This window comes from Glutamicibacter mishrai (genome assembly GCF_012221945.1).
Classification (GTDB): domain Bacteria; phylum Actinomycetota; class Actinomycetes; order Actinomycetales; family Micrococcaceae; genus Glutamicibacter; species Glutamicibacter mishrai.
Genome location: NZ_CP032549.1, coordinates 2,365,181 through 2,384,338, shown reverse-complemented (window position 1 = coordinate 2,384,338; position 19,158 = coordinate 2,365,181). Strand labels below are relative to the sequence as shown.

Genomic DNA, 19,158 nt, shown 5'->3' with positions numbered 1-19,158 from the left:
CACACCGGCACCCTTGGGGCATTGTCTCGTCCGCCTCAACTCAACAGCCGGTGCAACATGTTCGACAAAACGCACGTGCCCAGCAATGAAAAATGCTCACAATATAGCTCTGTGACGAGCAGATTTTTTAGTTTTCCACGGTTTCCCCGCCGTGTCGTTCAGAGGCCTTCGCCACATTTTTGGCGCCAAGCTTCCGCACACAGCTTTCACATTCAACTCTTCTCGATGCCTATTGTCTACAACGGTTTCAGCCGGTTGGCCTCGCGTGGAAAAGGCATCTCAAGGCCACTGGTATGAGACGTGGGACACGCCCCACTTAGGGGAAATAATCGGTTTTTTGGTAGAGTTGATAACTATCCGCTCAAGCGTTTCATCGCTCGAAGCCCGTTTTTAGGCGGTTTTTCGAGTAGGAATCTATCGATTTCGATGAGTCGCCCGGCGTCCGTATATGACTTCAGAGAGTAATTTTTGGCTCCTTTGTCATGGCAGGGAGGACGTCGGTTCCACGACAAGATCAAGAAAGATACGAGGAGTGAAACTATGGAAGCAGCAAATCCACGTAAACAACGGTTCTTTAGAAAACGCCGCCTGAAAGTAGAAGACGTCAACGTCGTTGACGACTCAATGCTGAAGAAGGCCATCGGCGGAACTGTCGTCGGCAACCTCATGGAATGGTACGACGTTGGTGTCTACGGCTACCTTGCAGTCATCATCGGCAAGCTGTTCATGCCGGACACCGTCGACCCTGCAATTCAGACTTTGTTCAGTCTCGGCGTCTTTGCCGTGACCTTCGTTGCGCGCCCTATGGGTGGCGTGATCCTTGGCCAGCTCGGCGACCGCGTTGGCCGCCAGAAGATCCTGGTCTTCACCTTGCTGATGATGGCTCTGGCAACCTTTGGCATTGGTATCCTTCCGGATTACTCGGTATGGGGCGTAGCAGCACCAATTCTGCTCGTCGTTTTGAAACTGGTTCAGGGGTTCTCTACCGGCGGTGAGTACGCCGGTGCTACTACGTTCATTACCGAGTACGCACCCGATAAGCGACGCGGTTTTTACGCCTCCCTGCTGGACCTCGGTTCCTACATGGGCTTCGCGGTAGGTGCAGCGTTTGTATCGATCCTGCAGCTGACCTTGACCGAAGACGTCATGGAAGGATTCGCCTGGCGTATTCCGTTCCTGGTGGCGCTTCCGCTTGGTGTTATCGCCTTGTGGTTCCGTTCCAAGATCGAGGACACTCCAGCGTTCAAGGAGGCCCAGGAAGCAGCCAGCCGCGCCAGCGAGGATGCCAAGAATTCGCCTGATGCACCTAAGGGCGTCATCGCATTGGTCAAGTCCTACTGGCGCGAGCTGCTGACCGGCTTCGTTCTGGTTTCGGCGGCCAACACCGCTGGCTACGCTTTGACCAGCTACATGCCGACATACCTGACCGAAACCCTTCATTACGACCCGGTCCACGGCAATTTGCTGACCCTGCCAATCCTCGTAGGCATGTCTTTGTGCATCCCTCTGGGCGGCAAGCTCTCCGATACCATCGGACGCCGCAAGGTGTTGTTCATCGGTTCGGTTTCCGCAATCGTCTTGGCCATCCCTGCATTCTTGTTCATGATGCATGGCGCCGTCTGGTCCACGCTGGTTGGCCTGGCTCTGCTGGCCTTCCCAGTGACCTTCTACGTGGCTAACCTGGCCTCGTCGCTGCCAGCGCTGTTCCCGACCGCTTCGCGCTACGGTGGCATGGGCATTTCCTACAACTTCGCTGTGGCGATCTTCGGTGGTTTCGCACCGTTCATCATGCAGGCCCTGGTCACCATGACGTCATCGTCGCTGGCTCCAGCATTCTGGGTGATGGGTACTTCGGTAGCCGGCTTCATCGCGGTGTGCTTCCTGAAGGAATCCGCTCGCAAGCCGTTGCCAGGCTCGTTGCCTTCAGTTGCCACCGAGGAAGAAGCCATTGAACTGGTCAAGACCCAGGAAGCGAATCCTGACCTTGACGTTGAAGAGCTCTTCGAACAGGTTCCGGCGCTGGAAGAAAGCTACCAGCAGGAGATTGCGGATCAGGGTAAGACTGGAAAGGACATGACCCCGCAGCCGTAAGGCTGATCCGCCGCTCATCACATCCACACCGGGTCCGTCCGCAATGGCTCTGAGCGTCGCTAACTGAATACCAAAGGGGAAGGCTGCCGATAGGCAGCCTTCCCCTTTGCTTCGCTCTGCCAAGCGCTGGCGGTCGTTGAGGAGGTAGAAAAAGTCATGCCCCGGTTCCGAAGATCCGGGGCATGACTTTAGCTCAGCGTTAGCTTAGAGAGCTGCGAAAACTTCGCGCAGCAGTACAGCAGTCTCCGAAGGAGTCTTGCCGACCTTCACGCCAGCAGCTTCCAGTGCTTCCTTCTTGGCCTGGGCGGTGCCAGCCGAGCCGGAAACGATGGCGCCTGCGTGGCCCATGGTCTTGCCCTCAGGAGCGGTGAAGCCAGCTACGTAGCCAACAACTGGCTTGGTGACGTTGGCCTTGATGTAATCAGCTGCGCGCTCTTCAGCGTCGCCACCGATCTCACCGATCATGACGATGGCCTTGGTCTCTGGGTCAGCTTCGAAAGCAGCCAGTGCGTCGATGTGGGTGGTGCCGATGACTGGGTCACCGCCGATGCCGATTGCGGTCGAGAAGCCCAGATCGCGCAGTTCGTACATCATCTGGTAGGTCAGGGTGCCGGACTTGGAAACCAAGCCGATTGGGCCCTTGCCGGTGATGTTGTTCGGGGTGATGCCAACCAGCGCTTCACCTGGGGTGATGATGCCTGGGCAGTTAGGGCCGATGATGCGGGTGATCTGGTTGCCGTCGGCGTCAACCTTCGACTGTGCCAGAGCCCAGAACTCAGCGGAGTCCTGTACTGGAACACCTTCGGTGATGACTACGACGAGGCCGATTTCAGCCTCGATAGCCTCAACAACTGCGTCCTTGGTGAACTTTGGTGGCACGAAGACGATCGATACGTCGGCGCCGGTCTCGGCCTTGGCCTCAGCCACGGTGCCGTAGACCTTGATGTCCTGGTCGCCGTGGGTGACGGTGGTGCCAGCCTTGCGGGCGTTGACGCCGCCAACAATGTTGGTGCCAGCCTTGAGCATCAGGGCGGTGTGCTTGGTGCCTTCGCCGCCGGTGATGCCCTGGACGATGACCTTGGAGTCCTTGTTCAGGTAAATGCTCATTGTTCGCTTATCCCTCTTACTTCGCTGCGTTGGCGAGCTCGGCGGCCTTGTCGGCGCCCTCATCCATGGTTGCTGCCAGGGTGACCAACGGGTGGTTGGCCTGGGCCAAGATGGCACGACCCTCTTCAACGTTGTTGCCGTCCAGGCGGACAACCAGTGGCTTGTTCGCTGCGTCACCCAGGGTGTTCAGCGCGCCGACGATGCCGTTTGCGACAGCGTCACATGCGGTGATGCCACCGAAGACGTTGACGAAGACCGACTTGACCTGTGGGTCGTTCAGGATGACGTCAAGGCCGTTAGCCATGACCTCAGCCGAAGCTCCACCACCGATGTCAAGGAAGTTAGCTGGCTTGACCGAACCGTGGTTCTCGCCAGCGTAAGCAACGACGTCCAGGGTGGACATAACCAGGCCAGCACCGTTACCGATGATGCCTACTTCGCCGTCCAGCTTCACGTAGTTCAGGCCAGCGGCCTTTGCCTTGGCTTCCAGCGGATCGGCTGCGCCCTTGTCTTCCAGCTCTTCGTGAGCTGGGTGGCGAACCTCAGAAGCGTTGTCATCCAGGGAGACCTTGCCGTCAAGTGCGACGATGTCGCCGGCGCCGGTCTTCACCAGTGGGTTGACCTCAACGAGGGTTGCGTCTTCTTCCTTGAAAACAACCCAGAGCTTCTGGATGGTTTCGGCAACCTTGGTACGCAGTTCTTCTGGGAAGTTAGCTGCCTCAACGATTTCTGCGGCCTTCGCGGCGTCGATGCCGACGATTGGGTCCACTGCGACCTTGGCCAAAGCCTCTGGGCGCTCAACTGCGAGCACCTCGATCTCCATGCCGCCTTCAACCGAGCACATTGCAAGGTAGTTGCGGTTTGCGCGGTCCAGCAGTACCGAGAAGTAGAACTCCTCGGCAATGTCGGCGCCCTGGGCGATCATGACCTTGTTAACGGTGTGGCCCTTGATGTCCATACCGAGAATGGCGGATGCGTGCTCGAAAGCCTCATCGGCAGTCTTAGCGACCTTAACGCCGCCAGCCTTGCCACGGCCACCGACCTTGACCTGTGCCTTTACTACTACAACGCCGCCGATCTTCTCAGCTGCGGCCTTGGCTTCTTCCGGGGTGTAAGCGACGATACCGGCAAGCACGGGAACGCCGTGTGCCTCGAATAGATCGCGCGCCTGGTACTCATACAGGTCCACGGGTTTGTGTCCTTCGTTCGAAGTTCATGCTGACTCGCGGCATGGCCACAGACCGAAATCCATGCCATACCTAAGAGAGCGCACCGCAACAAACGGACGTCATAAGGCGCCGTAGCCCGTGCGCACCTCTCAGACTATCCCGACTTTCGCAAAGTTCCCACTTTTACAACACGTAGAGAAACTGCGGAATTACGCCAAGAACCAAGTAAATGTGACGAAGAAAACTCGACCTTTCGGTTGACTATTCGACGATTTCAAGGGGCGCATATCGCAGCAGCAGCCGCTTTTCGGAATCCGGGAACTGCACCTTGGCCACGGTCTTGTCCCCCGCGCCTTCCAAAGCAATAACAGTTCCCAAGCCAAAGGCGGAATGCTTGACCGATTGCCCGACCTCCGGGATGGTGATGTCCTTGTTTTGCACCACACGTTGTTTGGAAACCGGAGCGGCATTGTGCCCGCGCTGAGGCGCACTGCTTGAAGTGCCGGCACCCCAATGGCTTCCGCGCTCATATCTGCTCGTGGCGAAATTCACCGCTGAGTTACCGAAGCCGAAGCCCATCGAACCCGATCCTTCGCGCTTCCAGTCAATGAGCTGGCCAGGAATCTCTTCCAAGAACTGGCTGGCCGGGTTGTACTGGGCTTGGCCCCAGAGGCTGCGCTGTTCGGCGCGCGTCAGATACAGGCGTTCCCGGGCGCGGGTTAGGCCCACATAGGCCAGACGGCGTTCCTCAGCCAGTTCCTTCTCATCGGTCATCGAACGCTGATGCGGGAAAACACCATGTTCCATGCCGGTGAGGAAGACGACGGGGAATTCCAAGCCCTTGGCGGTATGCAGGGTCATCAATGTGACCATGCCTTCCTGCGCGGCCATGGCTGCGCCTTCATCATCGCTCGGAGCCTCAGGGATCTGATCAGCATCAGCCACCAAGGCCACCCGCTCCAAGAAGCCGGCGAGCCCGCTTTCAGGATCCTCGTTGACGAAGTCGCGAACCACTGCGACCAATTCGGCCAGGTTCTCGACACGGGATTCATCCTGCGGGTCGGTGGAGAGGCGCAGGTTCTCCAGATATCCGGTTTGCTCCAGCACCGCTTCCAGCGCCTCGGCCGGGCCGGAACCTTCTGCGACGGTCTGCAGGTCGTCGATCAGCGATACAAAGGCGGCGGTCATCTTGATGCCACGGGTACCGAGGCCAGGAGCCTCGTCCGAACGGCGCAGGGCTTCCATGAAGGAAATGCGTTCTCGGTCCGCCAGCGCCGCGACTGCGCCCTCGGCACGGTCGCCGATCCCGCGCTTGGGTTCGTTGAGGATTCGACGTACGTTGATGTCGTCTTCGGGATTCACGAGAACACGCAGGTAGGCCAAGGCGTCCTTGATTTCCTTGCGATCGTAGAACCGGGTACCGCCCACAACACGGTACTTGAGGTCAACGCGCATCAGTTGCTCTTCCAGCGCGCGGGACTGGGCATTGGTGCGGTAGAAAATCGCTACATCGCCAGGCCGGACATCGTTCTCGTCATTGAGCCGCAGGATCTCCTCGGCGATCCACCGCGCTTCGTCGGATTCGGATTCACCGACGTACCCGGTGATCAGTTCGCCATCGCCGCTAGCGGTCCACAACCGCTTGTCGTTGCGGTCCGGATTGCGCTTGATAACTTCGTTGGCAGCAGACAAGATCGTCTGCGTGGAGCGGTAGTTCTGCTCCAGCTTGATCGTCGCCGCGTTCGGGTAGTCCTTTTCGAATTCGATGATGTTGCGGATATCGGCGCCACGGAAAGCATAGATCGACTGGTCCGAGTCACCCACAACCGTCAGTTCGCCCGGGGTGGTCTCCCCCTCGGTCCCGGTCAGCTCGCGGATCAGCGAGTACTGTGCGTGGTTCGTATCCTGGTATTCGTCGATCAGCACGTGGCGGAATCGGCGGCGGTAGCTATCTGCAACCCGTGGGAATGCCCGGAACATGTAGACGACCTGGCCGATGAGATCGTCGAAGTCCAGCGCATTGGCCGAACGCATCCGCCGGGTGTATCCCCGGTAGACCTCGGCAACGGCGCGTGAAAACGGGTCGTTGGTATTGATGGTCGCAGCATAGTCTTCATCGTCGATGAGTTCGTTCTTCAACGAAGAAATCTTGTGCGCTATGGCCTTGGGAGTAAAGCGCTTCGGGTCGATCTCCAGGGACTTGGCCACCAGGGTGATCAGCCGAAGGGAATCGGTCGAATCATAGATGGAGAAGTTGGACTTCAGGCCTATCGTCGCCGCTTCGCGACGCAGAATGCGCACGCAAGAGGAGTGGAAAGTGGAGATCCACATTTTTTTAGCTTGTTCTTCACCGATGAGCTCGGATGCACGCTCGCGCATTTCCGCTGCGGCCTTATTGGTGAAGGTAATAGCAAGAATCTCATGGGGCCGTGCACGACCGGTGGCCAGCAGGTAGGCAATGCGGTGCGTAAGGACACGGGTCTTTCCGGATCCCGCGCCGGCCACAATCAGCAACGGACCGCCGGCATAGCGGACGGCTTCTTCCTGCTGCGGGTTCATGCCCAGCAGCAAGTCCTCTGCACTGGGCATAACCTGCGGAGTGGTGTCGGTAGCAAAATCATCAAAAAGAAAATCCATGATGTAGCCAGTCTACGTGGCGCTGCGGACACTTTTCAGTGCCTGTAGAAAAGTACCGGCCGCAGCACGGGCATAATGGAGAGTATGGCAAAGCAGGTCAAAAAAACTAAAGAGTATCGTAAGCCGAGTCAATTCAGGGAGCAGGAGCCGGCTTCAGCGGAGGCTAGCGCAGCACGCCCCACAATTAAGCCTGGCTCTCAAGAAAACAAATCAAACCCCATGCTTCTCATCTCGGTCGGTTTGGTTGTCTGCTTGGCGCTCTTCGCCTACTACCACTTGCTCACCATGGTCCAGATGAAGGACTTGAGCGATTCATTGACAATGCCGGACCAGCGCGTTTTCGGTTACACCATGGGCGATATCCAGGCGCTGCGCACTGCAATGGATGCTGATGCAGTAGGACAGCTGAATTACCTGCATAAGACCGCGGGCTTCCTCTTCCCCATGTTCACAGCAGTTTTCTCGATGCTGCTATTCATCCGGTGGATTCCCAATCGCCAGACGCGTTGGCTAGCGTGGATGGCTCCCATCGGCTTCGCCGTTGTCGATATTTGGGAAAATTTTGCCATCGACGCCCTGTTTAGCCATGACCTCAGTACTGGTGCAGTGCTTCTCGCCTCCATTTTGACGACCATCCGCTGGGCGTTGCTGATTATCACTGCTGGGCTTGTTTTTGGGCTTGGAGTCGTCCGTGCGAATCGCGGGTTCAAGCGCAAGTTGCTGGCCATCCGCGAGGGAACTGACTAGGTCGCCACGTGAAATTTACCCACAGCATCCTTGTAGGATAGTGTTGTTGGTGTTTTCACGCCCATGCCTCTGTAGCTCAGTAGGATAGAGCGACCCTCTCCTAAAGGGTAGGCCGTCGGTTCGATTCCGGCCAGGGGCACAATCAGAGCTTTGCTCCCAGAATTTATCTGGAAGCAAAGCTCTTTTGTTATCTCCATGCTTTGTCGCATCATGCTGATGGCAGCAAATAAGGGCACGTCCACGAGGAACGTACCCTTATTTGGCTTGGCTAAGCGATTTAGCGAAGCAGCAGTGCGGTTGCCTTTGGCGACAGTGAAGCGTCCATGACTACGCATGCGCCACCGATGGCGCCGACATTGGAGCGTAGTTCGGAAGTGCGGGTTTCAATTTCGTGCACACCGCGCAGAGCGAAGCGACGCTCGGTTGCTTCGCGGACTTCGTCCTCCACCAATTCGCGGACCTTGTCCCACTGCGGTCCGCCGAAGACAACTTCGCGAACGTCGAGCGAGTTGGCCAGCTGACCAGCAACTTCGGCGACCATGATCATGGTTTCGGTGACCAATTCCTTGGCGACCTGGTTGCCTTCGTGTGCCAGCTCGTACAGGCGGTTCATGCCTTCAGCGCGCTGCTCTGGACCAACGATTTCGTAGGTTGGCAGTTCCAGTCCGCGTTCCTTGGCCTGGTTCGAAATGTATTCGTATGAGGTGCCAGCTGCAAGGCAGTCATCGGCGCCGCATTCTTCGCAAGTGAACGACTTGTGGCCGGTGGAGTAGTGTCCGATTTCGCCGGCGTTGTTGCTGGCGCCATGGTGGACATCGTTGTTCAGGACAAGGCCTGCTCCGAAGCCGTGTCCGCAGTAGATGAAGACGAAGTCGTTGTTCTTCTCTTCCTTGGACTGCCACAACTCGCCCACTGCCGAGGCAATGGTGTCCTTTTCGATAATGACCTGCAGGCGCAAGAGCTTGCGCAGAGGATTAACCAATTCCACATCTGCCCAGCCATCGAGCAGTGGCGGGTTGAGGACAACGCCGTCTTCGACGTTCACTGGGCCCGGCACCGCAATGCCGACGCCGACGATGTGCTTCTTCGGAATTCGGATTTCAGCGATGAGTTCCTTCACCGTGGTTGCCATGAGCTGAATCGTCTCAGCTGCAACTTCCAGGTTAGGAACTTCGATGCGACGCTCGCGCAACACTTCGCCGCGAAGGTTCATCGCGACGAAGCTCAGTACACTGGGGTCAAGGTGGATGCCAATGGAGACCAAACGGTTGCCTTCAAGCTCCAAGACGGTGCGAGGCTTACCTGGGCCGGAGACAATTGTGCGGTCTTCTCGAACGATGCCGTCGTCCAGCAGGCGTCGAACGACGTTTGAGATGGTCTGTGGCGACAGACCGGTCGATCCGGCTAGTTCTACACGGCTGATGCCCTCAGGCGCGCGTCGAATCGACTCGAGAATGACAGCTTGGTTGAAGTCTCCCAAACGGCCTAGATTTGTACCCCGTCGCATTATTGCTCCATTGTTCCGTAAATTAGATGGATCGATCTTCCTGTTCCAAAATTTTTGGCAGTCATGAGCCTGTGGTCTGAATACTGCGAGTAGGCGACCACTCACGAGCTACAACTAAAAACGTTGGAGATCCAATTAAGCACGTTACCACCTATAACGTATGGATACACGCGATATTGTGTTTTGGTGAAGAAAAATTTGACGATATCAGCGGTCTGTTTAATCAACAACCAAGGAGAAATCCTCCTTGTGCGAAAACGTGGAACAACCAAGTTCATGCAGCCCGGCGGAAAACCGGAGTTCGGCGAATCGCCGTTACAAACTGTTATTCGAGAAATTCATGAGGAACTCGGGCTGCAGTTCACAGCCGAAGATCTCACGTACAACGGCGAGTGGGTTGGGCCGGCGGCCAACGAAGATGACACAGTAATCACCGCGTCCATCTTCACCGGGCACTACGATGGCGTGCTGGCCCCCTTAGCCGAGCTTGAAGAGCTTCTATGGATCGCGCCTGAGGATGCCCTGCAACGGGAGGACCTGGCTCCATTGCTCAAAGATCACGTGCTGCCCATGCTGATCGAACGACCAGCGAATTAGCCGGCCCAGGCTCCGGTTCATGCGCTTGCCGCGTGCCAGGCTCAGCTTGCTTGAAGGAAGTCGTCCCATGCGGCATCAATATGCTGAAGACCGGAGACCAGATGTCCGCCCATCCGAGGGCGATGCGGCGTGATCCGCAGCTGCCAGCCCAACTGAGAGAGCATCTTGTCGGCTTTCCTGCTGTTGCAGTGCAGGCAAGCAGCCACCAAGTTCTCCCACGTGTTCTTCCCTCCCCTGCTTCGCGGAATGACGTGGTCGATCGTATTCGCCGATTTCCCGCAGTACGCGCAGGTATACGCGTCTCGACGCAAAACGCCCCTACGCGTGACATGAAGCATGTCGCGGTAGGGGCGTCGTACATAGCGTTTTAAGACAATGACAGTGGGTCTGGGTAACTGTCCGTGTGAGCTGCGAACAGGCGAGTCGTCATCCTGGAGAACGATGGTCGCTTTATCGGCCATGACCATTACCAGTGCTCGTCGAAAAGTCACGACGGCTAAGGGCTCGTATCCTGCATTTAATACCAGTGTTCGCATTTGTCGTACTTCCTTCTTGAACCGATAGCTACCATCTGGCATTGATGGAGCTCGCGTTCTGATCGGAGTGGCTCTAACGGCTAGCCTATTCGATTGAGGCGCTAGTTAGTGAGCATCTGAGAAAGAAATCAAGCGTTTTTCACTTTTTTGACTTGTCCAGTTCACCTTTTTAAACGAACATAGGCCATCGAACGAATGATTCGTTCGATGGCCTATGAAAAGCTGCGAAATTAGCCAGCCAGGGTGTAGTAACCGTACAGCGGGTTGCGCGATACGGAGTGAACCAGCGTACCAACGCTTGGGTTCTGAGCACCGATCATCTGGCCGCCGCCAAGGTAGATGCCAACGTGGCCGCCACCGTTCTGGAATACCAAGTCGCCTGGCTTAGGGTTGCTGGTGCGCTTGAACTGACCCGAGCCGAGGATGGCCGAGGTACCACGAGCAATGTTGATGCCATGCTGTGCGTATACGTACTTTACGAAGCCGGAGCAATCCCAGCCACTTGGGGTGTTGCCGCCCCATACGTATGGAACGCCTGCGTACTTTGCAGCGGTTGCCGCAATGCCGGACAGGCTAGAAGTCTCAACGGAGGACTCAGTCTTAGTCTCAGCCTTTGGAGCAGCAGACTGGGTCTGCTGGCTGCCGGTGCTGCGGCTCTGACGAGTGGTTGGAGCCATCGAATCCGAGGAATCGCTGCTGCTCGCCTGGGTGCTGCGAGTGGTTGGAGCCATCGAATCCGAGGAATCGCTGCTGCTCGCCTGGGTGCTGCGAGTGGTTGGCTCGATGCTATCGGCTACTGCGATAACAACTGGCTTTGGCTTTTCCTTAGCGGTAAAGCTTGCGCGCTCGATGTCTACAGCTGCGTCCTTGTCGGCAGCAACGCTGACCGACTTGACTGCAACGCGCTCTGGGGTGATGGTGTCAACCGGCGCTGCCGAAACATCGCGTGGAGCCGATGCCTGACCTGGTACACCCAGGGCGACGATCAAACCTGATGCTGCAGCTACTACAGCTGCCTGGCGACCTACCGAACCAGCGTTCGACGATACTGCCTGCGAAATCGCTTCTAGCGAGTTGGTGCGTGGTACGTCAGCACGGCGACGTCCATGAGTATGACTCTTGGTCACTATTAATGCCTCTCCTTGATACCTACGAGGTAAGCTGTCGGGTTCGAAGTGGAGTTACCTCGGTGGATTCGAAGTTTCCTTCTCTATCCACTTCACCCCTAGGGTTATTAGCCAAGCTAACGACCCGATGTTGGTTCCCCCGCCACTGCCGTACGAGTTGTGTATAACTGCTCATTGCGTGTTGGCAGTGCTCGGTTCTCACGCAAAGTTGCCCAGGGTTTCCCATGGCACGGATATAAGCCTATAGGATGATTTTTGAAATGTCACGTTTTGATCACGGAATAGTGACGAACGTCGTTATAACCATCCGGCAGGGTCTTTGAACTGGCCGTCGACGATCACTTCAAAGTGCACGTGAGGGCCGGTTGAGTTGCCAGTGGTACCGGCCAAGGCAATGACATCGCCACGCTTTACGTGATCGCCGACCTTTACCAATACTTGGCTGTTGTGGCTGTAGCCGGTCTCCAGTCCACTTCCGTGGTCCAAAGTGACTCGGTTACCCGAGTGGCCGGCCCAACCGGCAACCTCGACAACGCCATCGGCCGCTGCGTAAACCTTGGTTCCGCTAGGCACGCCGTAGTCAGTACCGCTGTGGATCATGTATCCAGCACCGGTTGGATTCTTACGGTGCCCGAAAGTCGAGGTGATGCGCTTGGTGGTCACTGGAGCGGAAAGCAAACCTGCAGTTTCCTTGATGCTGGTGATGTCGCCACCCGAAGCGGTCATGATGTCCGAGAACTTCTCTTCGCTCTTGACCTTTGGATTCACTTTGGAAGACAGAGCAGCGCGCTCAACAGTCAATTCAGCAGCGTTTCCTGGAGCCTTGACGTCGACCACAGCCGAGGTTGCGGTGCGTTCGGCGGCGGCCGCTACTGCCTTGTCCTCTTCGCCGGTGTTACCGGATAGCTGCGGTGCAACGGCGGCTAATGCCAGGCCGGAAACCGCTGCGACGGCAGCAACTTTATGCGTGAATCCAAGGCGGCTGGTCTTGCGGACCTTCGACTTGACGTTGGCAATGAATTCAACATTGCTCGAAGCCTGGACAGGAGCCGGGCTTGCTGGCTGAACCTCAACGGCGCTTGGCAATGCGACAACATTGTTGCCTTCTGCCTTAGGAGCCAGATCAGTCTGAGTTGGGGCAACACCGTAGCGCTGCAAGGAGTCGAAACGACGACCTACAAAGTCTGCGTTAACCGGCTTTGCCGGGGTAATGGTCGAGACGGTTTCAGCGGCGCGTGATGCGCGGCGTCCACTAGCACGCTGGGTTGCCGAAGCAGCGATCTCGGTGATCACATCAACCTCGGTGCCAGCAGCGCGACGTCGTCCCGCAGTCTTGGTTTCTACCAAAACATTCCTCTCACTGTTGCGCCTACGAAGTTAGCTGTCGGGTTCGGTTCTGGAGAATGAACCGGCCTGCGTCAAGCAGAGCTTCACCCCAAGGCGCATTCACGCCGAAGTAGTGGGTCCCCCGTTATTGCCCTCAATCTTGGTAACCGGCTACCGGCGCAGGGCAACACTAGGCGGTCGCGACGGAGACGGGTGATGCCAGTCAGATCCACGGCATCGATCATTAACGTTACCGGTCATCCGGTAAAGTTACAATTTCGTTATCTTTTTTGAGCCCGCACAAATACGTGTCCGCTAACTTCGACGGGCAGTTCCAAAGCACCTTCAATACCCTGTACACGGACCACAACGTAGTCGTCTGCTCGTTCCAAAGTGACAATCGCTCCGGGGCGAATTCCGCCTTCATTCAGTTGTCCGAGCAGAATTGGGTCGGTTTGGATCGGTTCTGCCAGACGCTCGATCGCCACCGGACCATCATTTCCGGCGAGCAAAGCGTCATCCAGATTCTGGACTTCATATGAGATTTCAGCCACGCTTGGTCCGCCAAGGACCTCAAGACCCGGAATCGGGTTGCCGTACGGAGACACAGTGGGCTTGCCCAGAAGGTCATATAGGCGGCGCTCAACACGCTCGCTCATGACGTGCTCCCAGCGGCATGCTTCATCGTGGACGTATTCCCAGTCCAAGCCGATCATGTCCGAGAGCAGGCGCTCTGCCAAGCGGTGCTTGCGCATCACGCTGGTTGCCAATTCGTGACCTTTTTCAGTCAAAGCAAGATGACGGTCGGAGGAAACGACGACCAGGCCATCGCGTTCCATTCGAGCCACTGTCTGCGACACGGTAGGACCCGAGTGGCCAAGACGTTCTGCAATTCGGGCGCGCAAAGCCACGATCTCCTCTTCTTGAAGTTCAAGAATGGTACGCAGATACATCTCAGTTGTATCGATAAGATCAGACACAGCAGCCGCTCCTGGAAGTCACAACAGTTTAGTTCGCTCGAATAATACGTGGCGTCGATACCCCACTCTACTTGGTTTATCGGACAGAAAGCGGATGTAACCCGCCCAGTGGATTTCGTAACCGACGGTCGCGTTTTTCTCTCGAGCCCTTGCTATTTGCAAAGATATCTATTGAAACGCCACGGCCATCCTTCATTATTCCGACTCATGGGTATTGGTGGCCTGTCAGGCACTTCAAACTATCGCTACAAGAGGAGCGCGATGAGCACGGACATCCAAATTCCACAAGACCTTCTGCCCGCCGATGGACGATTCGGCGCAGGACCTTCCAAGGTCCGCGCAGAGCAGGTCCAGGCCATCGCCGACGCAGGCTCCAAATTGCTGGGCACCTCCCACCGCCAGGCGCCGGTCAAGAACCTCGTCGCTTCGGTGCAGAACGGCCTGAAGGAAATGTTCAACGCGCCAGAGGGCTACGAAGTCCTCTTGGGTGTAGGCGGTTCCACCGCATTCTGGGATGCAGCAGCGTTCAGCCTGGTTCGCTCCAAGGCCCAGCACCTGTCCTTCGGCGAATTCGGCTCGAAGTTCGCCAAGGCTACCGACAAGGCCCCATTCCTGGAAGCTTCCTCGATCATCGTTGGCGAGCCGGGTACCGTTCCGGAGCCAGTGGCTGAAGCCGACGTCGACCTCTACGCCTGGCCACACAACGAAACCTCGACCGGCGCGGCAGCACCGATCAAGCGCGTTGCCGGCGCCAACGACGACGCACTGATCGTCATTGACGCCACCAGCGCGGCCGGCGGCCTGGACGTGGATCTGGCCGAGACCGATGTGTACTACTTCGCACCGCAGAAGAACTTCGCTTCAGACGGCGGCCTGTGGCTGGCCTTCGTTTCCCCGGCGGCTATCGCACGCATCGAGGAAATCGCCGCCACCGATCGCTGGATCCCGGACTTCTTGAACTTGAAGACCGCACTGGATAACTCGCTGAAGAACCAGACCTACAACACTCCTTCGTTGACCACCCTGGTTGGCTTGGATGCCCAGATCAAGTGGATCAACGCAAATGGCGGCCTGAAGTGGGCCGCGGCTCGCACCGCCGAGTCCGCTGGCCTGATCCAGGCATGGGCCGAAGCCTCGTCGATCGCTTCGCCATACGTTGCCAACCCAACTCACCGTTCCAACGTGATTTCCACCGTGGACTTCGACGACTCGGTTGATGCCTCGGCAATTGCCAAGGCCCTGCGCGCCAACGGCGTGGTTGATGTCGAGCCATACCGCAAGCTCGGACGCAACCAGCTGCGCATTGCCACCTTCGTGGCCATCGAGCCAAGCGACGTCGCTGCACTGCTCAAGTGCATCGACTTCGTTATCGAGCAGCTCTAAGCCATATAACAACGGAGGGGTTCGAAGAATAAATATTCTTCGAACCCCTCCGTTGTCTTAACTGCTAGTTTTCCTTGCGCGTGCGGTTGCGCTGCGCTGCCCGGCGACGAGCCGCAGTGCGTTGCGCGGTGCGACGGCGGCGAACCTGGCGACGAGCCGGCGACTTATGCGAGGCGGTTTCGGAATCGTCCTCTTCGGACTCTCCGCTTGCCTGCTCCGAGCTAGCCGATGGCTCTGCCTCAGTGTCGTTCGCGCCTTCTTCCGTCTCCGGCCCTTCGTCCTGCGACGGGTCGGTTACCGATTCTCCAGCTTCCTCGGCTGCTTGCGCAGCGTTGGCGGCTTCGATTTCTTCCTTGGCCAGCCGGTCAGCCCACGGCACCCATGCAGGGGCCAACAGCGAGTCGTCGCCGGCAATGATGCCGACTTCGCAAACGGTGAGGTCCTTTGCCTTGGCCCGAGGAACCCGTGCGAGTGTAGCGAACCAGGTCCATCCTTGGTATCCCCTTTTCTGGGAGACAAAACGATGGGTGACAAGTCGCTCACCTTCCGCCGTGACCCCGAGGTGTTCGCCGATTTCTTGCGCACCAGCAATCTCCGCGAGCGCGCCGCGTGCAGTATCCACTGCGTCGGCGAGGATGGTGTCCAACTTGGGTTTACGGGCCATTATTTATGCGTCCAGATCGTCGGCTACCGCACGAAGTACGGTAGCAACCTTCTTGCCATATGCCTGTTCAGGATAACGCCCATTGCGCAGGCTATTGGAAACGTTGTCGAGCAGCTTGATGAGATCTTCAATGAGAACCGCTTCCGCTTCAGGCTTTTTGCGCTTGGCGCGAGCCACTGAAGGAGCCTGTTCAAGCAGGCGCAAACTCAGTGCCTGGGGTCCACGGCGACCTTCAGCGACACCAAATTCCAGCCGGGTGCCGGGGCGCAAATCATGTACGCCTTCAGGCAATGCTGCTGCGTTGACATAGATCTCTTTGCCATCTTCTGCGGTAATAAAACCGAAGCCCTTGGCCTTTTCGTACCATTTAACCTTGCCGCTAGGCATGATCATTTACCTCGTTCGTTCTTTAACCAAATGCATGGCCGAGGCCTGCTCAGCGCCATGCATATTCATATGTACGATTTCGCGGAGTCACAGCCGGGGTTCTTCTCAGCTTCTTGCCGGGTACTCAACGTACGAAATCGTTTCAAGTCGTTTATCTAAGATTATGTCATCACTGAAGCACTGAATTCATCTTTGCGCGCCGAAGTCCGGCACGGCGCGCTGCGAATGCCCATGCAGGGCTAAGCTAGGAGTCGTGAGCACTGCATCAAAAACCATGACCGTTATTTCTCGATTGGCGATCATCATTGCTGTCGTTTCGGCCCTCGCATTGATTGCCACGCTGGTCTTCTACTTCCAGCAGATCGCGATTCCACCGCTGGTGATGGCCTTTGCCGTCTGGGGTCTTCCAGTCGCGTTCGTCCTGGCGGTAGTCGTGGTGATCAGCAATATCGCCAAACGCCGCAACACCTAGAAAACCTAAATCAGCAATCGTTCAGCAGACTCCCAGACTTCTTGTGCAAACTGGGATTTATGAGTGCAAAACCCACTGAAGCAAAACTTCTTGTTGTTGATGACGAACCGAATATCCGCGAATTGCTCTCCACGTCGCTGCGTTTCGCCGGCTTCGAGGTTGTTGCAGCTGCCAATGGACGCGAGGCGCTTGCCGCCGTCGAGGCAGACGAACCCGATCTCGCTGTCTTGGATGTCATGCTCCCGGATATGGACGGTTTCACCATTACCCGCAAGCTCCGCGCGGCCGGACGCCACTTCCCGGTACTCTTCCTGACCGCCCGCGATGACACGAGCGACAAGGTCACCGGCCTGACCGTCGGCGGCGATGACTACGTCACCAAGCCTTTCAGCCTCGACGAGGTCGTGGCCCGCATTCGCGCGGTCCTGCGTCGCACGGCCAGCGGCGAAGAGGAAAACGCCACCATCGCCGTCGCCGATCTTGAGCTGGACGACGATGCCCATGAAGTTCGCCGCGCCGGAGAAATCATCGATCTCTCCCCCACCGAGTTCAAGCTGCTGCGCTATTTGATGATGAACCCCAACCGCGTGCTCTCCAAGTCGCAGATCCTGGACCATGTGTGGGAATACGACTTCAACGGCGATGCATCCATCGTCGAGTCATACATCTCCTATTTGCGCCGCAAGGTCGACCGCCCCGAATGGCCGGCCTTGATCCAGACCAAGCGCGGCGTCGGCTACCTGATGCGCACCCCGGATCGCCGCTAGTAATTCACCGAGGAACACAAAGGCCTTGTAAAGTCTGTATATGAAGTCAATTCGAGCCAAATGGCGCCGCACCTCGATGAGGACAAAGCTCGTCACCGTCATGCTCGGGCTGATGATCATCGCGATCTTCGCCACCGCGATCAGTTCAGCGCATACGCTGAAGATCTCGATGACCAACCAGATCGATGACCAGCTCAACGCTTCATGGCCCACAATGGCCTACGGACTGAACAAGGCCTATGTGAATTCCCTCGACGGCAACGGCGGATCCGAAGGTTCCGGGGATTTCGATCCGACCTTGCTGGGGCTGAACAGCTCGTACGCCGATATCCGTGATGAAGAAGGCAAGATCCTCTACATCATGCCGCGTTCGCGGGTGAGCCCCAGCAGCACCTCGGATCTGCCGTTGCTTAATCCACAGGAAATTGAACAGCTGGCGGCCAACCCCTTGGTTCCCTCCACTGTCCCGGGCAGTTTCCCGACTTCTTCCGGCTGGCGAACCATGATGGTGCCGCTGGAGAGCAGCAACCTCAACCTCTTCCTGGCCCTGCCACTGGACACCGTGAACTCCACAGTGCGCCAGACCGCCGTGCTGGTGCTCTCCACCGGCCTGCTCGCCGCCTTGGTCATGTCCATGATCGCCTACGGCCTCACCGGCAGATCCTTGCAGCCTTTGAACAACGTCGAGCGCACCGCCTCGATGATTGCCGCGGGAGATTTGTCCCAGCGCGTGAAGGACTATCCTTCCGAGACCGAAGTGGGCCGGCTCTCGCGTTCCCTGAACGCCATGCTGGCCCAGATCGAGAAGGCCTTCCACGACCGGGAAGCTTCCGAACGCAAGATGCGCCGCTTCATCCAGGATGCCTCCCATGAGCTGCGCACTCCCCTGGTCACCATCCAGGGCTACTCCGAGTTCTACCGCTACGGCGGGCTGGCTGATCCCGAAGCGATGGACTCGGCCATGGGACGCATCGAGGCCGAATCCAAGCGCATGGCACGCCTCGTTGAAGACCTGCTGATGCTCGCACGCCTTGATGAGCAACGGCCCATGGAGAAGCAGCCGGTGGATCTGCTGGTGCTCGGGCAGGACACAGTGGAAGATACCAAGGTGCGCGCGCCAGACCGCGCGGTCAAGCTCGTGGGGCTGACCAACAGTCGCCCCAGCCCGGCCAGCACCGTGGGCGATGACGCTCGCATCCGCCAGGTCATCGCCAACCTGCTGACTAATGCACTGCGCTACACCCCCGAGGGCACGCCCATTGAGATCGCGGTTGGCGTCAGGTCCCTGGTGGCCGGCGCCATGGACGCAGTAATCGAGATCAGGGACCACGGACCCGGCATTCCTGCCGAAGATGCCAAGCGGATCTTCGAGCGCTTCTACCGCGCCGACAGCTCCCGACAGCGGGAAACCGGCGGGTCGGGACTTGGGCTCGCCATCGTTGCGGCCATCGTCCAGCAGCATGGCGGATCGGTCGCCCTGGCCGATACCGAGGGCGGCGGCGCGACCATGTCCATCTCATTGCCCTACGTGCCGCTGATCGAGCGCCCCGAGCCGGAGATCGAAGACTAAGGCCCTCCAGGCGGCTTGCCGTGCTTATCCACATTCGGCGATCGCCAGACACTGTGCTCCTTGCCAGCTTCCTAGGTTGGTTGCATCGAGA

17 protein-coding genes, 1 tRNA gene and 2 riboswitches are annotated in these 19,158 nt (G+C 57.7%); of the genes, 8 read left to right on the top strand and 10 right to left on the bottom strand.

Annotated features, from left to right (window positions below; translation table 11 throughout):
• The first annotated feature begins 540 nt into the window (after positions 1 to 540).
• Positions 541 to 2,091 (top strand): MFS transporter, encoded by a 1,551-nt coding sequence (locus D3791_RS11315; RefSeq protein ID WP_172512244.1) that lies wholly within the window; start codon positions 541 to 543, stop codon positions 2,089 to 2,091.
• A 204-nt stretch (positions 2,092 to 2,295) separates the two neighbouring features.
• Here D3791_RS11315 and sucD read toward each other — a convergent pair whose 3' ends face one another.
• The 3 genes from sucD to pcrA form a co-directional block, all read right to left on the bottom strand.
• A complete protein-coding gene (sucD, locus tag D3791_RS11310; RefSeq protein WP_022874776.1) occupies positions 2,296 to 3,198 on the bottom strand; it encodes a succinate--CoA ligase subunit alpha in 903 nt (300 codons plus the stop codon).
• Between the two features lie 16 nt (positions 3,199 to 3,214).
• Positions 3,215 to 4,387 carry an ADP-forming succinate--CoA ligase subunit beta gene (sucC, locus tag D3791_RS11305; RefSeq protein WP_172512243.1) on the bottom strand — a complete coding sequence of 391 codons (1,173 nt, stop codon included), beginning with the start codon at positions 4,385 to 4,387 and terminating at the stop codon, positions 3,215 to 3,217.
• Positions 4,388 to 4,628: 241 nt separating this feature from the next.
• Complete coding sequence (gene pcrA, locus D3791_RS11300) at positions 4,629 to 7,004, bottom strand: DNA helicase PcrA (RefSeq protein WP_172512242.1); 2,376 nt, start codon at positions 7,002 to 7,004, stop codon at positions 4,629 to 4,631.
• An 84-nt stretch (positions 7,005 to 7,088) separates the two neighbouring features.
• Here pcrA and D3791_RS11295 point away from each other — a divergent pair, with 84 nt between their 5' ends.
• Positions 7,089 to 7,751 (top strand): hypothetical protein, encoded by a 663-nt coding sequence (locus D3791_RS11295; protein WP_172512241.1) that lies wholly within the window; start codon positions 7,089 to 7,091, stop codon positions 7,749 to 7,751.
• Positions 7,752 to 7,816: 65 nt separating this feature from the next.
• Positions 7,817 to 7,890 (top strand) — tRNA-Arg (locus D3791_RS11290).
• 138 nt (positions 7,891 to 8,028) lie between these two features.
• Here D3791_RS11290 and D3791_RS11285 read toward each other — a convergent pair.
• Positions 8,029 to 9,258 carry an ROK family transcriptional regulator gene (locus D3791_RS11285; protein WP_022874772.1) on the bottom strand — a complete coding sequence of 410 codons (1,230 nt, stop codon included), beginning with the start codon at positions 9,256 to 9,258 and terminating at the stop codon, positions 8,029 to 8,031.
• Positions 9,259 to 9,444: 186 nt separating this feature from the next.
• On the opposite strand from D3791_RS11285, the gene D3791_RS11280 reads away from it, so the two are divergent.
• Positions 9,445 to 9,855 carry an NUDIX hydrolase gene (locus D3791_RS11280; protein WP_028268445.1) on the top strand — a complete coding sequence of 137 codons (411 nt, stop codon included), beginning with the start codon at positions 9,445 to 9,447 and terminating at the stop codon, positions 9,853 to 9,855.
• A gap of 41 nt (positions 9,856 to 9,896) precedes the next feature.
• Here the strand turns inward: D3791_RS11280 and D3791_RS11275 are convergent, their stop codons facing one another.
• The 4 genes from D3791_RS11275 to D3791_RS11260 form a co-directional block, all read right to left on the bottom strand.
• A complete protein-coding gene (locus tag D3791_RS11275; protein ID WP_022874771.1) occupies positions 9,897 to 10,391 on the bottom strand; it encodes an HNH endonuclease in 495 nt (164 codons plus the stop codon).
• 230 nt (positions 10,392 to 10,621) lie between these two features.
• Positions 10,622 to 11,518, bottom strand: coding sequence for a C40 family peptidase (locus D3791_RS11270; protein ID WP_022874770.1), 897 nt, complete (start codon positions 11,516 to 11,518; stop codon positions 10,622 to 10,624).
• 4 nt (positions 11,519 to 11,522) lie between these two features.
• Positions 11,523 to 11,692: riboswitch (cyclic di-AMP (ydaO/yuaA leader) on the bottom strand.
• A 123-nt stretch (positions 11,693 to 11,815) separates the two neighbouring features.
• Positions 11,816 to 12,865 (bottom strand): M23 family metallopeptidase, encoded by a 1,050-nt coding sequence (locus D3791_RS16775; RefSeq protein ID WP_022874769.1) that lies wholly within the window; start codon positions 12,863 to 12,865, stop codon positions 11,816 to 11,818.
• A 4-nt stretch (positions 12,866 to 12,869) separates the two neighbouring features.
• A riboswitch (cyclic di-AMP (ydaO/yuaA leader) is annotated at positions 12,870 to 13,027 on the bottom strand.
• 98 nt (positions 13,028 to 13,125) lie between these two features.
• Positions 13,126 to 13,824 carry an iron-dependent transcriptional repressor DtxR gene (locus tag D3791_RS11260; RefSeq protein ID WP_022874768.1) on the bottom strand — a complete coding sequence of 233 codons (699 nt, stop codon included), beginning with the start codon at positions 13,822 to 13,824 and terminating at the stop codon, positions 13,126 to 13,128.
• Positions 13,825 to 14,085: 261 nt separating this feature from the next.
• Here D3791_RS11260 and serC point away from each other — a divergent pair, with 261 nt between their 5' ends.
• On the top strand, positions 14,086 to 15,207 hold the full coding sequence (gene serC / locus D3791_RS11255; RefSeq protein WP_022874767.1) for a phosphoserine transaminase: 1,122 nt from the start codon (positions 14,086 to 14,088) through the stop codon (positions 15,205 to 15,207).
• Positions 15,208 to 15,271: 64 nt separating this feature from the next.
• On the opposite strand, the gene D3791_RS11250 is transcribed toward serC, so the two are convergent.
• Complete coding sequence (locus tag D3791_RS11250) at positions 15,272 to 15,871, bottom strand: DUF3027 domain-containing protein (protein ID WP_022874766.1); 600 nt, start codon at positions 15,869 to 15,871, stop codon at positions 15,272 to 15,274.
• A gap of 3 nt (positions 15,872 to 15,874) precedes the next feature.
• On the bottom strand, positions 15,875 to 16,258 hold the full coding sequence (locus D3791_RS11245) for a cold-shock protein (protein ID WP_028268444.1): 384 nt from the start codon (positions 16,256 to 16,258) through the stop codon (positions 15,875 to 15,877).
• Positions 16,259 to 16,511: 253 nt separating this feature from the next.
• Here D3791_RS11245 and D3791_RS11240 point away from each other — a divergent pair, with 253 nt between their 5' ends.
• Genes D3791_RS11240 through D3791_RS11230 form a run of 3 tightly spaced genes read left to right on the top strand, consistent with a single transcriptional unit; the run spans position 16,512 to position 19,067 of the window.
• Complete coding sequence (locus tag D3791_RS11240; RefSeq protein WP_172512240.1) at positions 16,512 to 16,730, top strand: hypothetical protein; 219 nt, start codon at positions 16,512 to 16,514, stop codon at positions 16,728 to 16,730.
• Between the two features lie 59 nt (positions 16,731 to 16,789).
• A complete protein-coding gene (locus D3791_RS11235) occupies positions 16,790 to 17,497 on the top strand; it encodes a response regulator transcription factor (RefSeq protein WP_022874763.1) in 708 nt (235 codons plus the stop codon).
• A gap of 40 nt (positions 17,498 to 17,537) precedes the next feature.
• Complete coding sequence (locus D3791_RS11230; protein WP_172512239.1) at positions 17,538 to 19,067, top strand: sensor histidine kinase; 1,530 nt, start codon at positions 17,538 to 17,540, stop codon at positions 19,065 to 19,067.
• Positions 19,068 to 19,158 lie beyond the last annotated feature (91 nt).

Coding starts and splice junctions, on each gene's coding strand:
- D3791_RS11315 (WP_172512244.1), top strand. CDS start 541: ATGGAAGCAGCAAATCCACGTAAACAACGGTTCTTTAGAAAACGCCGC.
- sucD (WP_022874776.1), bottom strand. CDS start 3,198: ATGAGCATTTACCTGAACAAGGACTCCAAGGTCATCGTCCAGGGCATC.
- pcrA (WP_172512242.1), bottom strand. CDS start 7,004: ATGGATTTTCTTTTTGATGATTTTGCTACCGACACCACTCCGCAGGTT.
- D3791_RS11295 (WP_172512241.1), top strand. CDS start 7,089: ATGGCAAAGCAGGTCAAAAAAACTAAAGAGTATCGTAAGCCGAGTCAA.
- D3791_RS11285 (WP_022874772.1), bottom strand. CDS start 9,258: ATGCGACGGGGTACAAATCTAGGCCGTTTGGGAGACTTCAACCAAGCT.
- D3791_RS11275 (WP_022874771.1), bottom strand. CDS start 10,391: ATGCGAACACTGGTATTAAATGCAGGATACGAGCCCTTAGCCGTCGTG.
- serC (WP_022874767.1), top strand. CDS start 14,086: ATGAGCACGGACATCCAAATTCCACAAGACCTTCTGCCCGCCGATGGA.
- D3791_RS11250 (WP_022874766.1), bottom strand. CDS start 15,871: ATGGCCCGTAAACCCAAGTTGGACACCATCCTCGCCGACGCAGTGGAT.
- D3791_RS11245 (WP_028268444.1), bottom strand. CDS start 16,258: ATGCCTAGCGGCAAGGTTAAATGGTACGAAAAGGCCAAGGGCTTCGGT.
- D3791_RS11235 (WP_022874763.1), top strand. CDS start 16,790: ATGAGTGCAAAACCCACTGAAGCAAAACTTCTTGTTGTTGATGACGAA.
- D3791_RS11230 (WP_172512239.1), top strand. CDS start 17,538: ATGAAGTCAATTCGAGCCAAATGGCGCCGCACCTCGATGAGGACAAAG.